The sequence below is a fragment of the Paraburkholderia phosphatilytica genome, assembly GCF_003443895.1.
GTDB classification, from domain to species: Bacteria; Pseudomonadota; Gammaproteobacteria; order Burkholderiales; family Burkholderiaceae; genus Paraburkholderia; species Paraburkholderia phosphatilytica.
The window spans coordinates 30,032-44,789 of record NZ_QQOA01000016.1 but is presented as its reverse complement, the minus strand read 5'-3'; the positions used below and the strand labels follow the sequence as shown (position 1 = coordinate 44,789).

Here is a 14,758-nt window from a genome sequence, read left to right as displayed (position 1 = left end):
ACATCATCCCACGCTGGAGATGCGGTAGCCGGCTGGGCGACGTTCGCCACCCTGCTATATGTCAATATCATTAGCGGCAGCCGACGCCCAAAAGTTTAGGGCCGTTACGAAAAATATTAACCGCAGCCTGGAATTGCAAGGACTTTCCACCCAAAAAGGGGCGCGGTTGAGGGCGGATCAGCTTGCGCTCATCCGCCCGACCGTCTTCGTCTACGCTACGACAATGGCCCCGTCGCCCGGCGTCCTTGTTCCAGTCTGATCCCAATGCAGTCCGTCACACGATCTTCGACATGATCGACATCAGCTTCTTCGCGTAATGCGGATCGGTCGCATAGCCCGCGCGCTGCATGCCCTTCGCGAAACCTTCGGCGTCGCGTGACGCGCTCATCACCGACGCGTAGCGCGGGTTGCTCTTCAGCACGTTCGCGTAGTCGGTCATCGCGTCCTTGTACGAGTCGTACGCGCGGAATTTCTCGACCACCTTGTGCGGCTGGCCGTTGATGTATTCGGTCGTCGTCGTGCTGACGGTCTTGCCGCTCCAGTCGCTCGTCGCCTTGATGCCGAACACGTTGTAGCTCGTCGAGCCGTCGCGGTTCTTGATCTCTTTCTTGCCCCAGCCGGATTCGAGCGCCGCCTGGCCGATGATGAAGCGCGCCGGAATGCCGGTCTCGTTGCTCGCCTGCTGCGCCGACACGGCGAGCTTGTCGACGAACGAATCGACCTTCGGCGAGTCACCGCGGCCGCGCAGCGGCGGCGTGAGCGAGCTGTTGTCGCCGTACGCGACCTGATCCTTCGACAGCGAACCGTTCGCGGCCGCGTTGCCGTAGGCCTTGCCGAGCGCGTTGAGCGCGGCGAGATTGCCCGCGTTCGAACCGCTTGCGTCGCTGCTCGCGCCGGCGTTGCGCATCAGCTGCTTCAGCATCGCGTCCGCGACGCCGATGCCCTTGTTCGACATCTGCTGCGCGAGCTGCTGGTCCATCATGCCGGTGAAGGAATCGCCATCGTGCGAATCGAGCGGACTGTCGGACGGCGTGGCTTCGCGCATGCTCTTCAGCATCATCTGCGTGAACACCGCATCGAACTGCTTCGCGGCCGCCTTGATCGCCTGCGGCGACTGGGTGCCGGCCTGCGCGCGCAACGCGTCGAAACCCTGCACGTCGAGCGCGAAGCGGTTCGAAAGATCGAAGCCGGATCCGGTGGTGTTGAGTGCGTTCGAGTTGTCCATTGCTGTTCCTTAGATGATCTCGAGGTCCGCCCGCAGTGCGCCGGCCGCCTTCATCGCCTGCAGGATCGACATCAGATCCGCGGGCGTCGCGCCGAGTGCATTCAGCGCCTTCACCACTTCCGCCAGATTCGCGCCCGCCGTCACCAGCTTGAGCGCGCCGTTGTCCTGCTTCAGCTGGATCTGCGACTGGCGCGCGGCCACCGTCTGGCCGTTCGACAGCGCGTTCGGCTGGCTGACCGCCGTCTGCGTGTTGATCACGACCGACAGGTTGCCGTGCGCGACCGCGCAGCTTTGCAGCGTCACCATCTGGTTCATCACGATCGAGCCGGTGCGCGCGTTCAGGATCACCTTCGCGGCGGCCTGCGCCGGCTTCACGTCGAGGTCTTCGAGCTGCGCGACGAATGCGACCTGCTGCGCCGGATCCGTCGGCGCGCGCAGCTGGATCGTGCGGCCGTCCAGCGGCGTTGCGGTGCCGCTGCCGAACAGGTTGTTGACCGCCGACACGATGCGCTGCGTCGTGTCGTAGTCCATATCGTTCACTTCCATCTGCATCACGCCGCCGGCCTGCGCGACCGCCGCCGGCACCGAGCGCTCGACGATCGCGCCGCCGACCACGCGGCCTGCCGCCAGCTGGTTCACCTGCACCTTGCTGCCGTTCGCGCTGGCGCCCGCGCCGCCGATCGCGACGTTGCCCTGCGCGAGCGCATACACCTGGCCGTCGGCGCCCTTGAGCGGCGTCATCAGCAGCGTGCCGCCGCGCAGGCTCTTCGCGTTGCCAAGCGACGACACCGTCACGTCGAGCTGCTCGCCCGGACGCGAGAACGGCGGCAGCGTCGCGGTCACCATCACCGCGGCGACGTTCTTCAGCTGCATGCTCGAGAGCGTCTGCGAGCTGCCCGACGCGCTCGACGTGTTGTTGATCGAGATGCCCAGGTTCGCGAGCATGTTCGCGAGCGTCTGCACCGTGAACGGCGTCTGCGTCGTCTGGTCGCCCGTGCCGTCGAGACCGACGACGAGACCGTAGCCGATCAGCGGATTGTCGCGCACGCCCTGGATCGACACGAGGTCTTTCAGGCGTTCCGCGTGGGCCGCGGGTGCGGTGCCGAGCAGCGCGCCGAACGCGAGCACCGCAACCGCGGTGACGGACAGCGCGCGCAGCGCGGCGCGGTGGAGGGAAAAGCGCAGCGTTACCATGGTGCGACGTTCAGGAAGAAGCGTTGCAGCCAGCCCATCGTCTCGGCCTCGTTGATGACGCCCTTCGCGGAGTATTCGATCTTCGCGTCGGCCACCTGGGTCGAGAGAACGGAGTTGTCGCCTGCAACGGTGTTCGGGTTCACGACGCCCGAGAAGCGGACGAATTCGTTACCCTGGTTGATCAGCATCTGCTTCTCGCCGCTCACGATCAGGTTGCCGTTCGGCTGCACGCCGATCACCGTGACGGTGATCACGCCGTTGAACGTGTTCGACGCGTTCGCGCCGCCGGTGGCGTTGAACGTGTTCGCGCCCTGCGCGCTGAGATTGGTCTTGCCGAGCAGCCCCGACAGGAAGCCGTGGGTCGGCACCGAGAAGCTCGTGTTGCCCGAGCGGTTCGTATCGAGCCCGGACGACTTGGTGGCGTTGATGTTTTCCGCAATGACGATCGTCAGGATGTCGCCCACGTTGCGCGGCCGCTGGTCTTCGAACAGCGGATGGCCGGCATAGCCCGGGTTGTAGATCGAGCCCGGGGTCTGCATCTGCGGCGGCGGCGCCGGATCGACGCGCATCGGCTGCTGGACGAGCGGCTTCGTCGGCACGTACGCGCAGCCTGCGAGTACGAGCGCGGCATAGGCCAGCACGCCGGCACGGATTGGGTTGAAAACGGACTGCACCATCCTGGTCACCATCAAGTGAATTACGCCCGCAGCGTCAAACTGACATCTGGCTGAGGGTTTGCAGCATCTGGTCGGACGTCGTCACGGCCTTGCTGTTGATTTCGTACGCGCGCTGCGTCTGGATCATGTTCACCAGTTCCTGCACGACGTTCACGTTCGACGCTTCCACGTAGCCCTGGCTCAGCGTGCCCGAGCCGTTCAGGCCCGGCGTCGTCACGTTCGGCGTGCCCGACGAAGCCGTTTCGGAGAACAGGTTCTCGCCGTTCGCCTGCAGGCCGGCCGGGTTGATGAAGTTCGCGAGCTGCAGCGAGCCCACCGTCGTGTTGTTGCTCGAATTCGGCGTCGTCACCGACACCACGCCGTCGGTGCCGATGGTGAGCGACGTCGCGTTCGCCGGAATCGTGATCGACGGAATCACCGGGTAGCCGCTCGACGTGACGAGCTGGCCCTGCGCGTTGGTCTGGAACGAGCCGTCACGCGTGTAGGCGGTCGTGCCGTCCGGCATCTGCACCTGGAAGAAGCCCGCACCGTTGATCGCGACGTCCTTCGAGTTGCCGGTCTGCTGCAGGTTGCCCTGCGTGTAGAGGCGCTCGGTGGCGATCTGCTGCACGCCGGTACCGACCTGGATGCCCGACGGCAGCTGCGTTTCCTGCGTCGAGCTTGCGCCCGGCTGGCGCAGCGTCTGGTACATCAGATCCTCGAACACCGCGCGCGAGCCCTTGAAGCCATTGGTGCTCACGTTGGCGAGGTTGTTCGAGATCACGTCCATCTGCGCCTGCTGCGCATTCATGCCGGTGGCGGCGATATAGAGCGAACGGTTCACGGTAAATCTTCTCCTTCCTTGGGGCGCTGCCGGCTATGCGGGCGGCGCCGAAAATCTGTACGGGGCGCGGACTGGCGGCGAGCGCGCGGTTAGCTGAAATTGAGCAGCTGGTTGGCGCTCTGCTCGTTCTGGTCGGCGGTCGTCAGCATCTTGGTCTGCAGCTGGAACTGGCGCGCGTTGGTGATCATCGCGACCATCGCCGAGACCGGATTGACGTTGCTGCCTTCCAGCGCGCCAGGCACGAGCGTCACGCTCTGGTCCGCGTCGGCGGGGTTGCCGTCGGCGGTGCGGAACAGGCCGTCGTCACCGCGCTGCAGCGTGCCGTCCTGCGGATTCACGAGCTTCAGCTGGTCGACCACCGCGATCGCGCTCGGCGAGTTGCCCGGCGCGATCGCCGACACCGTGCCGTCCTTGCCGATCGTGATCTGCGCGCCCGGCGGCACCGCGATCGGGCCGCCCGTGCCGATCACCGGCAGGTTGTTCGCGCTCATCAGCTGACCGTCCGCGGCAACGTGCAGGTTGCCGGCACGCGTGTACGCTTCGTCGCCGTTCGCATCCTGGACCGTGAGCCAGCCCGGACCGTCGACCGCGACGTCGAGCGGATTGCCCGTCTGCGAGATCGCGCCCGGCGTCATGTCGGAGCCCGGCGTCGACGACAGCACGAAGGTGCGCGTCGTGTCGTCGGCCACGCCGTTTGCCGTTTCCGGCCCCATCGGCACCGCGCGGAAATTCGCGAGCTGCGCGCGAAAGCCCGTCGTCGACACGTTCGCCAGGTTGTTCGCGACAACGGTCTGCTGCTCGAGCGCCTGGCTCGCGCCCGTCATCGCGGTGTAGATCAGTCGGTCCATGTTCGCCCCGTCTCAGTGCTGCCCGTCATTCACGCTTACAGCTGCAGCAACGTCTGGTCGACGGTCTGCTGCGTCTTGATGGTCTGCGCGTTCGCCTGGTAGTTGCGCTGCGCGGTGATCAGGTCGACGAGCTGGTTGGTCAGGTCGACGTTCGACTCTTCGACCGCGCCGCCCGTCAGCGTGCCGTGGTTGGTCGCGCCCGGCGCCGAGATCTGCGGCGAGCCGGAAGCGGCCGTCTGCTGGAACTCGTTGCCGCCCAGATTCAGGAGGCCGTTCGGGTTGTTGAAGTTCGCGAGCACGACCTGACCGAGCGCCATCGTCTGGCCGTTCGAGTAGTTGCCCGTGATCGTGCCGTCCTGGCCGATCGTGAAGTTGCTGAGCTGGCCGGCGGCGTAGCCGTTCGGCGTCAGGTTGTTCACGCCGTTCGCGCTGCCGTACTGCGTCGTGCCCGAGAAGTTCAGCGTGATCGACTGCGGCGTCGACGAACCGTCGGTGGTCGGCAGCGTCATCGTGAACTGGCCGTTGGTCGGGGTCGTCAGCGTGCCTGACGTGCTGAAGGTCATCTGGCCGACGTCCGTCGGCGTGCTGCCGCTCGCGCCCGCGTACACGTCCCACGTGTTCGCCGTCGTGTCCTTCACGAAGTACATGTTGACCTGCTGCGTGCCGCCGAGCGAGTCGTACGTCTGCACCGAGGTCGAGTAGTTGTAGCTGTTCGAGTCGCTCGCCGAGAACGTCGTGTCGGTCGGCGTCGTGGCCTGCGAGTTCAGGTTCAGCTGCGCGGTGACCGACGTCGTCGCCTGCGGCGCGATGTTGGTGGTCGGAATCGTCAGCGGCACGGTGGCCGCGGTGTTGACGACGCCCGACGAGTTCGCCGCGTAGCCCATCAGTTCGAGGCCCTGCGCGTTGACGATGTTGCCGTTCGCGGACAGCGAGAACACGCCGTTACGCGAGTACGTCAGCGTGCCGTTGTTCGACATCTGGAAGAAGCCGTTGCCGTTGATCGCGACGTTGAGCGCCTGGCCCGTCGAGTTGATCGTGCCTTGCGAGAAATCCTGCTGCACTTCCGACTGCATCGCGCCGAGGCCGATCTGGTTGTTGACCGACGTGGCCAGCGTGTTCGCGTAGATGTCCGCGAACTGCGCGGTGCTTTCCTTGAAGCCGACGGTGTTCGCGTTCGCGATGTTGTTGCCGATGACGTCGAGGTCGTTCGACGAAGCGGCCAGACCGCTCAAACCTTGCTGATAGCCCATGAATGGCTCCCTTTGCTATTAGAGAATCGACGCGACGCTCGAGAGCGGCACCGTCGAGCCGTTGGACAGCGCAAGTCCTGCGGAGCCATCGGATTGTTGAACCACGCTCTGTACCGTGCCGGCCGCCAGTGCGGTTGCCGTGCCGGCCGAGCCGTTGACGGTCGCCGCCGCGGTGACGGTGTACTTGCCGTCCGCCACGGTGTTGCCCGAGTTGTCCTTGCCGTCCCACGTGTAGGTCGTCGTGCCGGCCGATTCGGCGCCGAGGTCGACCGTGCGTACCGTCGAGCCGGACGAATTCTTGATGGTCAGCGTCACGTCGGAGGCGGCGGCCGGCAGCGACACGCCGAGTTCCGGCGCGGTGCCGCTCGACACGCTGAAGCCGCTGCTCGAAGGCGCGAGCACCGTCGAGCCGATCAGCAGCGCAGCCTGCGCGTTCTGGCCGGCCGACAGCTGCGACGCGAGCGACGTCAGCGACGTGTTCAGCTGGCTCACGCCGGTCACGGTGTCGATCTGGGCCAGCTGCGACGTCATCTGCGAGCTGTCCATCGGGTTGGTCGGATCCTGGTTCTGCAGCTGCGTCACAAGCAGTTGCAGGAAGGTGGTCTGCAGGTTCTGGCCCGAGGTCGAGCTGGTCGACGAGCTGCTCGATGCACTCGACGCGCTCGTGCCGTTCATCGTGTCGAGCAGCGTTTGCGATACGGTCGTGCCGCTGCCGCCGATGGTGGTGTTGGTAGTCAAGGAAATCTCCTCAGGAGCCGATGGTGAGTGTCTTCAGCATCAGCGTTTTGGCGGTGTTCAGCGTCTCGACGTTGGCCTGGTAGGCGCGCGAGGCGGAAATCATGTTCACCATCTCGCCCACCGGGTCGACGTTCGGCATCGTCACGTAGCCATTCGCGTCCGCCGAGGGATTGCTGGGGTCGTAGGTGGTCTTCATCGGCGTCGGATCGTCGATCACGCCCGTCACGCGCACGCCGCCCACCTGCTGGCCGGACGCGGTCGCGTCGCCGCCGAGCGGATTGACCGCGAACACGACCTGCTTCGCGCGGTACGGCTGGCCGTCCGGGCCGGTCGTGCTGTCGACGTTCGCGAGGTTCGACGCGGTCACGTTGAGCCGTTCGGATTCGGCGGACATCGCGGAACCCGCGACGTTGAAAATGTTCATCAGGGATGTCATGGCTGCCTCGACCTCACTGGATGCGCGTGCACGGTGTGTATGACTGGGTGGATGGAACGCTTACGCCTAGCTGCCGGACGAGATCGCCGACAGCATCGTCTTGATCTGGTTCGACAGCACGGTCATGCCGGACTCGAAGTGCAGCGAGTTGTCCGCGAACTGCACGCGCTCGGTGTCGAGATCGACCGTGTTGCCGTCGAGCGCCGGCTGCGTCGGCACGCGATACATCAGCTTGCTGTAGTCGTCGACGGAGCCGCCCGTGGCCTGGAGCTGCGCGCGGCCGGCCATGTGGCCGTCTTCCGTGGCCGCGAGCGACATGCCGCTCGACACGCCCACCGGCTGCGCCATCGCGAGCGGCGCCGCGTTGGTCGCGCCGTTGCCCGTCGGTCCCGTTGCGCCGGCTTTCTTCAATGCGCCCGCAAGCGAACTCGCGAAATCGACGTCGCGCGCGAGATAGCCCGGCGTGTCCGCGTTCGCGATGTTCGACGACAGCAGCGCCTGCCGCGTGGCCCGTACATCGAGGGCTTCGCGGCCAAAGGCGAATTCGGCATCGAGTTTGTCCAGCATCGGGATCTCTCCGTCAGATACGTTGAGCCGCTTCGAACAGGCATCCGGTCTGGCCGGGCTGCCTGCCGCACGAAGCGGCTTTTTCCATGGAGAGGAATGTTAGGTGGGGGGCGCAAGAACCAATCTGACGAATAGCCGGGGAAGGGCCCCTCTATTCAACCTTTGCCTGCTGGACCGGTTGCCTAGAATTTCGATCCGTACCAATGCATTCGATGGAGAACGACGATGGCGCATCCCGCTTCCGATACCGCGCGCCGCGGCCCACGCGCCGCACGTGCTGTCGCACGCGGCCGGGCGCTCGGCGCACTGGCGCGCTCGTCGTTCGTCTTCGGCGTGCTCGGACTCGCGATGCACGCCGCGCACGCGCAGCAGGCCGGCATGATTGCGATTCCCGGCAACGGCGAGCAGCAAGGCGGCGCGATCACCCCCGAGGAATACGCGCTCGCGGTGGCCCGTGCGAATGGCAAGACACTTCCGGATGCGGCGAGCATGGCGCCGGCGGCCGCGGTCGCAACGGCCGCACCGGCGCCGATGCGCCCGATGCCCGTTGCCGCGCCGCGCGCGCCGGCCGAGGAAAGCGAAAGCGCCAGCGACGGCACGATCACGATTCCCGGCAACGGCGAGCCCGCCGCGGCAGTCAACTCGATCGCCGCCGCCCAGCGCTACGTGCCGCAGATCCAGACCATTCCCGCGCCTGCGCCCGCGCCGGCCATGCAGCCCGTGGGCGGCTTCCAGCGCGTCAACGTGCAGGTGCCGAACAATCGCACTGTCGTGCCGGTGACGATCACCGAGCAGCCCGAGAGCGCCGCGCGCGCGATGCCGCTGCCCACGACCCTGCCGGTGAGACCGGCGAACCCCGTCAACCCGGCCGCGTTCTCCACCGCGAACCGCCGCTACGTCGCGCCGACCGCCGCCGTGGCAGCCGCCGCTCCGGCGCCGCGCGCGCTGGCACCCGCCTCCGCCGCCGCGCCCACCGGCCAGCAGGACGGCGAGGCCGTGCGCGCCGTCGCGCAGGCGTTCCTCGAACAACAGGCCGCCGGACTGCCCGGCAAGGTCACCATCACCGTCGCGCAGGTATTCCCGCGCGGCCTCGCGGCCTGCGCGTCGCTCGAGCCGTTCCTGCCGCCCGCCGCGCGGATGTGGGGCAACACGACGGTCGGCGTGCGCTGCGTCGGCGAGCGTCCTTGGACGCTCTACCTGCAGGCGCGCGTATCGATGATGGTCACGTACTACGTTGCCGCCCGGCCGATGATGCCGAACGAAGTGCTCGCGGCCGTCGACCTGATGCCACGCGAGGGCGACCTCGCGAACCTGCCGCGCACCGTGATCACGGATCCGTCGCAGGCGATCGGCGCGGTCGCGCTGGCGCGCGTGTCCGCCGGACTGCCGCTGCGCACGGACATGCTGCGCAGCGCGTCGTCGGTCGTGATCGGCCAGACAGTCAAACTGATCGCCGTGGGTTCAGATTTCTCGATTTCTGCCGAAGGCAGTGTGATGAACAACGCGGCGCCCGGCCAGCAGGTGCAGGTACGGACCGCCGGGGGGCAGATCATTACCGGCGTCGTCAAGGACGCGGGCACGGTCGAAGTGCAGATCTGAGCGGGGTTTGAAGACGGTGTAAGAGGAAATGTGCGGTGGAACTCGTAACAAGGAGTAACAGCGGGCAGACCGGCCTAAAGTTTCGGTAAGTGCCGCCGTTATTTCGATCAGATTCAACGAGGAAGCCCATCGTGAAGATTGATTCAAGCACTAACCCAAACGTCCTGCAGTACCAGGATAACCAGACACGCACCCAGCAGAACGCCACTGGCAGCACCGGCACGTCCGGTTCCGCCACGACGCCGGCAGCCGGCACGACCGTCAATCTGTCGGGTCTGTCGTCGCACGTCCGGTCCGCTGCCGCCTCGAATTCCGGCGACATCGACACGGCGAAAGTCGAATCGGTGAAGGCCGCGCTTCGCAACGGCACGTACCAGGTCGACAGCGGCAAGATCGCCGACGGGATGCTCCAGTCGGCGCGGGATACGATGAAGCCTTCGGCAGGCTGACGCCGTTCCGCATAGTCGGACGGCGCGGCGGACAGCCGGAAATAGTCCACGTTCGCGCGTGGCGGCCATTGCTGGCCGGGCGTGCGCACGGCTCGGCAGGCAAACGCTTGCCACTGATTGATTGAGCGAGTTGCAATGAAAGACGCCCTGCTGGCCACCCTGATCGACGAACACGCGACGGTGGAGGCGCTCGCCTCGCTATTCGCGTACGAAGAGAAGACGCTCACCTCGGCCGACGCGCTCAACGAACTGCCGTCGATCGTCGCGCAGAAGACCAATCTCACCGACCGTCTCGCAGGCCTCGAAAAGGTCCGCGACGCGCAGCTCGCCGAACTCGGCCTGCCGCGCGGCCGCAAGGGCATCGAACTCGCCTGCGCAGAAGACCAGCGGGTCGCGAGCCAATGGGCGCTGCTCCAGGGCTCGACGGAACGCGCGCGCCGCGCCAATCAGACGATCGGCCTCTTGATCCACACCCGCATGGACTACAACCGCCGCGCGCTCGCCGTGCTGCGCGGAGACACGGGCCGCTCGGGCTTCTACGGTCCGGATGGCCGGATGCCGGCATTCGGGATGTAAGCGCGCGAATGCGCAGAAGCCGGCGCGATGGCCGGCTCGCGGTTCAGGATTTCCAGCAAAGGTCGCTTCGGCGGCCTTTCTGCTTTGGGCCTGCGGTTGCGGCTCGACTGACGCGCCGCCGCTCACCGGCATACTGACGATCGCTACAGAGGGAACGCGGACGCCGCGCGACTCACGCGGCCACGAGCCGCGCGCCGCATCCGGTCCAGTCGCCGATATAGCCGACCCGGCGGCCGCGGTGCATAAGGATGCCTGATGCGATGATCGGATACATGCTGCCGCACTTCGGACACTTGACCATGTGTCCGTCGAGTGCGACCGCTCTGCCTTGATGGGAAAAATCGGCGGCGGCCTGAATGACCGTGCCGCCGTGATCGGTGGTATCGCCGAGGCGGGCCATCGGCCTGCCGTTCGCGTCTTTCATGCCGGATCTCCACGTGTCGTCGCTGGTTGGGCAGCGACGTTACGTAGAGATCGGAGAGAGGGTGCTACGAATAATCCGAAAAGTGGCCGCGCAGGTCAGCTTTCCGTGCCGGCCCACTGCATCTCGCGCAGCTTCGCGCGCAGGCGGGCCACCGCCTGACTGTGCAGCTGGCACACGCGCGATTCGCTCACTTCCATCACCGCACCGATCTCGCGCAGGTTCATCCCGCGCTCGTAGTACAGCGACATCAGCAGCTTCTCGCGTTCCGGCAGCTTGTCGATCGCTTCGACGAGCGCGCCGCGCAGGCTCTCGTCGAGCAGCGCCGACAGCGGGTCGGAGTGATCGACGCAGTAGCGGTCGAGGAACGGCTCGTCGTCCGCCGAGCGGTCGAAGTCTTCGTAGTAGATCAGCTGGCTGCCATGCAGATCCTGCAGCATCGACTGGTACTCGTCGAGCGGCATGTTCAGATGACCCGCGATCTCCGCCTCGCTCGCCGAGCGGCCGAGCGACTGCTCGACCTGGTGCACGGCGCTTTCGACTTCGCGCGACGTCCGGCGCAGGCTACGCGGCAGCCAGTCGTTGCTGCGCAGCTCGTCCAGCATCGCGCCGCGGATCCGCTGGCTCGCATACGTTTCGAACTGCGCGCCCTGGTCTTCCTTGTACCGGCTGGCGGCATCCAGCAGGCCGATCATGCCGGCCTGGATCAGGTCGTCGAGATCGACGCTCGCCGGCATCTTCGCCACGAGCTGCAAACCCAGCCGCCTTACGAGCGGCGCGTATTTGGTCAGAACCTCGTCCTGCGAGATCTTTCCTTGAGCGTTGTACATCATGTACCCCTTGTCGGCCACGCCTCAGGCGTGTTCCGCAGACGGTTGGGTGGCCTGGCTGGCCGCTGGCACGGTCGCAGCAGGCATCCACTGCCCGCGCGACGACATCGCTGGCCGCATCGGCCAGTACTGCAATTCGGCAGCGAGCTGCCGGAAATCCCTGGCGGCCGGCGTCGACGGAAAAGCATCGACGACACAGCGCGCCAGTTCAGTGGCGCGCGCCATGCGCGGATCCGCGCTGACGCTGCCCGCATCATGAAGGGCGACCGCGAGATAGCGGCTCGCGACGCCCGCGAGATTTTCGAATGCGACCTTCGCGTCCGTGGCGCTGTGCACCTGGTTCGCGAGCACCCAGAAGCGCGGGATCGCATGCGTGTAGTGCAGACGCTTCAGCGCCGCATACGTATCGGTGATCTCCTGGGCGGCGGCACGCGTCACGACGACGACGTCGTGCGCATGCAGCGCGAGCGGAGACAGCGCGCCGTGACGGTCGAGTTCGGCGTCGATCAGCACGACATCGGCCTGGCCGTCGAACACGCAGTCGAACGCTTCCATCGGCAGGCCCGCGCGGTTCGCCGGCGAAGCCGTGAGCACGCCGAAGCCGAGCGGATGACGCGAAAGCGCTTCATTGAGCGTCAGCTGGCCGTAGATCAGCGCCGCGAAGTTGCCCGCGCCGCGCGTCGCGCCCAGCATGCTGCTCACCGATCCCGGACCGGTGTGCTCGTCGACGACGATCACGTCCCGGCCAAGCTCCGCGAGCGCGGCCGCGAGGTTCACGACCGTCGTCGTACCGCCGACGCGGCGCGAACCGCCGATCACCGCGATCACGCGCGAGCCGTGATGGGCCAGCAGACGGCGCAGGCCTTCGGCCTGGTCTCCGAGGAACTTATCCAAAGCGCACCTCGTGCGTTTCAGCGGTGGCACGGCTCGACAGCGCGGACAGCAGCGCCGGCGTGTCGTCCTCAGTCGGAACGAACGGCGAGTTTTCGCGCGGAATGCAGAACGCGCTCTTGATCAGGAAATTCTTCGTCGCGACGTACAGGTTCTCGGGCACCTTCTGGCCGGTCGACACGTAATGCACGCGCAGGCGGTAGCGGATCACCGTGTCGAGCACGGAGCCGAGGTTGGTCGCTTCGTCGAGCTTGGTCAGGATGCAGCCGGCGAGCGGCTGGCCGCCGTTGCCCGTGTACGCCTGCACGACTTCGTTCAGCGTGTCGCCATGGGTCGTCGCGTTCAGCAGCAGCAGGCGCTGCACCGGCAGGCCGGCGCCGCACAGCATCGCGATCTGGTCGGACACCTGACGGTCGCGCTGGCTCATGCCGATCGTGTCGATCAGCACGATGTGCTTGTTGCGCAGTTCGGCGAGCGCGAGCTGGAGATCCGCCGCGTCCTTCACCGCATGCACCGACACGCCGAGAATCTTGCCGAAGATGCGCAGCTGCTCGTGGCCGCCGATACGGTAGCTGTCCGTCGTCAGCAGCGCGACCTTGCTCGCGCCGAAGCGCATCACGCAGCGCGCGGCAAGCTTCGCGGTGGTGGTGGTCTTGCCGACGCCCGTCGGGCCCGTCAGCGCGAACACGCCGCCGCGTTCCATCAGTTCGTCTTCGTTGTCGATCACCGGCAGGTTGGTCGCGAGGACCGACTTCACCCACTCGATGCCGGCGTCGAAGCTGTCCACGTCCGGCAGGTTGTCGACCATCATCTTCACGAGCTGCGCCGAGAAGCCCTGCGAGAACAGGTGCTTCGTCACCGCTGCGTGCGCCGGCGTGCGGCGCTGGCGGTCGGCCCACATCAGGCCGGCGAAGTGCTCTTCCATCATTTCGCGCATCGACGCGAGTTCGCTCATCACGGTTTCGTTGACGAGCTGCTCGACGCGCGCTTTCACGGCTTCGGTCACCTGGGCGGCGGCGCTCGCGGTCTGCTCGGCGGCAAGGCGCGCCGCGTTCGCGGCGGTTGCGGCGGGCTGCGGAGCGGCCGGCGCCTGCGGTGCTGCGCGGCGCGCGGCGGCAAGCTGGGCGGCTTCGCGGGTCCATTCGGATGCGCCCGGCAGCGCGGTCGTCGCGGCGGCCTTCGGCGCAATGGGTGCGGCATGTTGAACCGGCGCCTGCGCAGGCACATGAGCCGGCGCTGCGGCACTCTGCTGCGGCGCATGCGCGGCGACGAGCGACGCAATCGACGGCGCCGATGCCACCGAGGCGGGCATCGCGGGCGCGGCGGCTTCCGGGGCCGGCGCCGGTACGTCGACCGGCATGCCGAGACCACGCGCCATCGCGGCGGATGCCGTCATCGCGCCACGCGGCGCGCTGTGCGCGGCCTGCGCACGCTGCTTGTCGGCGAGGCGGCGGGCATGTTCGATCAGCCAGGGGTTCGATTCAGCCATCGTGCGCGCGGCGGCGTCGTGCTTCGGCGCGGCGGCGGCACGCAGGCTCGCGAGTTCGGTGGCGTCGTCCTGCGCGTCGTCTTCCAGATCGTCGTGCAGGTCGGCAGCAGCGTAGCGCGGTGCGCGGCGGCCGGCGGCGTCGCGCGAGGCGTCATCCGCGGCGGCCGTCGTGCCGGCTTCCGGGCTCGCGCCAAACACCGACGAGAACACATCCGGCAGACCGCTCGAATACGGGTTCGCACCGCCGGCCGGCGCGCTCATACGGGCGACAGCGGGAGCGGCGGGCGCAGCAGCTGCGCCTTGCGCGGCCGGACGCTGGCCGGCGCCGGGCTTCAGGGAAGCGAGATCGCGATCGGCCAGTGCAACGATTTCGACCGAACCATCTTCGAGCGAGCGATTCGAGAGAACGACCGCGTCGTGACCAAGCGCTTCGCGTACGAGGCGCAGCGCGTCACGGCTGGTGGCTCCGATAAATTTACGAATGTTCAAGCTGGCTCCCGAGGATTTCCGATCACTGGTGGCGCCGCTTCCGATTGCTGACGGAAGAGACGCTTCGTTGATGATGATTATTTCGAAAGATGACCTGGGACTATCGGGAGATCAGCGGCAGGAAAACCGGGTAATTCGCTCGATTCGCCGAGCGGCGCTTAAGGCGCCCGGAAAGACTTTCCGAAAAGGGTCCGCGCGGCGGTTGCGCGCAAACGTTTGGGTGACCGACACCCTCAGGAGCAGGCGATTTGGGGAG

The 14,758-nt window shown here is 66.7% G+C and carries 16 protein-coding genes; 3 read left to right on the top strand and 13 right to left on the bottom strand.

What is annotated here, in order from left to right; translation table 11 throughout:
* Positions 1 to 274: 274 nt before the first annotated feature.
* The 9 genes from flgJ to DVS29_RS18355 all read right to left on the bottom strand — a co-directional run bounded on the left by flgJ (position 275) and on the right by DVS29_RS18355 (position 7,758).
* Positions 275 to 1,225, bottom strand: coding sequence for a flagellar assembly peptidoglycan hydrolase FlgJ (flgJ, locus tag DVS29_RS18395; protein ID WP_118181915.1), 951 nt, complete (start codon positions 1,223 to 1,225; stop codon positions 275 to 277).
* A 9-nt stretch (positions 1,226 to 1,234) separates the two neighbouring features.
* On the bottom strand, positions 1,235 to 2,419 hold the full coding sequence (locus DVS29_RS18390) for a flagellar basal body P-ring protein FlgI (RefSeq protein WP_118181914.1): 1,185 nt from the start codon (positions 2,417 to 2,419) through the stop codon (positions 1,235 to 1,237).
* Entirely contained in the window at positions 2,413 to 3,096 is a 684-nt protein-coding gene (flgH, locus tag DVS29_RS18385) for a flagellar basal body L-ring protein FlgH (protein ID WP_420816127.1), read from the bottom strand. Before flgH ends, DVS29_RS18390 begins: the two co-directional genes overlap by 7 nt.
* A 34-nt stretch (positions 3,097 to 3,130) precedes the next feature.
* Positions 3,131 to 3,919: a flagellar basal-body rod protein FlgG gene (gene flgG, locus DVS29_RS18380; protein ID WP_118181912.1), complete on the bottom strand. Its 789-nt coding sequence runs from the start codon at positions 3,917 to 3,919 to the stop codon at positions 3,131 to 3,133.
* An 89-nt stretch (positions 3,920 to 4,008) separates the two neighbouring features.
* Positions 4,009 to 4,767, bottom strand: a complete 759-nt coding sequence (gene flgF, locus DVS29_RS18375; protein ID WP_118181911.1) for a flagellar basal-body rod protein FlgF — start codon at positions 4,765 to 4,767, stop codon at positions 4,009 to 4,011.
* A 35-nt stretch (positions 4,768 to 4,802) separates the two neighbouring features.
* Positions 4,803 to 6,017 (bottom strand): flagellar hook protein FlgE, encoded by a 1,215-nt coding sequence (gene flgE / locus DVS29_RS18370; RefSeq protein ID WP_118181910.1) that lies wholly within the window; start codon positions 6,015 to 6,017, stop codon positions 4,803 to 4,805.
* Between the two features lie 18 nt (positions 6,018 to 6,035).
* Positions 6,036 to 6,755 (bottom strand): flagellar hook assembly protein FlgD, encoded by a 720-nt coding sequence (locus DVS29_RS18365; RefSeq protein ID WP_118181909.1) that lies wholly within the window; start codon positions 6,753 to 6,755, stop codon positions 6,036 to 6,038.
* Between the two features lie 10 nt (positions 6,756 to 6,765).
* On the bottom strand, positions 6,766 to 7,191 hold the full coding sequence (gene flgC, locus DVS29_RS18360) for a flagellar basal body rod protein FlgC (RefSeq protein ID WP_118181908.1): 426 nt from the start codon (positions 7,189 to 7,191) through the stop codon (positions 6,766 to 6,768).
* Between the two features lie 66 nt (positions 7,192 to 7,257).
* Positions 7,258 to 7,758, bottom strand: coding sequence for a flagellar basal body protein (locus tag DVS29_RS18355; protein WP_118181907.1), 501 nt, complete (start codon positions 7,756 to 7,758; stop codon positions 7,258 to 7,260).
* A 225-nt stretch (positions 7,759 to 7,983) separates the two neighbouring features.
* Between DVS29_RS18355 and flgA the strand changes: the two genes are divergently transcribed.
* The 3 genes from flgA to DVS29_RS18340 all read left to right on the top strand — a co-directional run bounded on the left by flgA (position 7,984) and on the right by DVS29_RS18340 (position 10,382).
* Positions 7,984 to 9,357, top strand: a complete 1,374-nt coding sequence (gene flgA / locus DVS29_RS18350; protein WP_118181906.1) for a flagellar basal body P-ring formation chaperone FlgA — start codon at positions 7,984 to 7,986, stop codon at positions 9,355 to 9,357.
* 131 nt (positions 9,358 to 9,488) lie between these two features.
* Entirely contained in the window at positions 9,489 to 9,806 is a 318-nt protein-coding gene (flgM, locus tag DVS29_RS18345) for a flagellar biosynthesis anti-sigma factor FlgM (protein WP_118181905.1), read from the top strand.
* A gap of 135 nt (positions 9,807 to 9,941) precedes the next feature.
* Entirely contained in the window at positions 9,942 to 10,382 is a 441-nt protein-coding gene (locus DVS29_RS18340) for a flagella synthesis protein FlgN (protein WP_118181904.1), read from the top strand.
* 172 nt (positions 10,383 to 10,554) lie between these two features.
* Here the strand turns inward: DVS29_RS18340 and DVS29_RS18335 are convergent, their stop codons facing one another.
* The 4 genes from DVS29_RS18335 to flhF form a co-directional block, all read right to left on the bottom strand.
* A complete protein-coding gene (locus tag DVS29_RS18335) occupies positions 10,555 to 10,806 on the bottom strand; it encodes a PAAR domain-containing protein (protein WP_118181903.1) in 252 nt (83 codons plus the stop codon).
* Positions 10,807 to 10,901: 95 nt separating this feature from the next.
* Positions 10,902 to 11,636 (bottom strand): RNA polymerase sigma factor FliA, encoded by a 735-nt coding sequence (locus tag DVS29_RS18330; protein WP_205962478.1) that lies wholly within the window; start codon positions 11,634 to 11,636, stop codon positions 10,902 to 10,904.
* Between the two features lie 21 nt (positions 11,637 to 11,657).
* Positions 11,658 to 12,527, bottom strand: coding sequence for a MinD/ParA family ATP-binding protein (locus tag DVS29_RS18325; RefSeq protein WP_118181902.1), 870 nt, complete (start codon positions 12,525 to 12,527; stop codon positions 11,658 to 11,660).
* Positions 12,520 to 14,502 (bottom strand): flagellar biosynthesis GTPase FlhF, encoded by a 1,983-nt coding sequence (flhF, locus tag DVS29_RS18320; protein WP_118181901.1) that lies wholly within the window; start codon positions 14,500 to 14,502, stop codon positions 12,520 to 12,522. The genes DVS29_RS18325 and flhF overlap by 8 nt, the downstream gene beginning before the upstream one ends.
* Positions 14,503 to 14,758 lie beyond the last annotated feature (256 nt).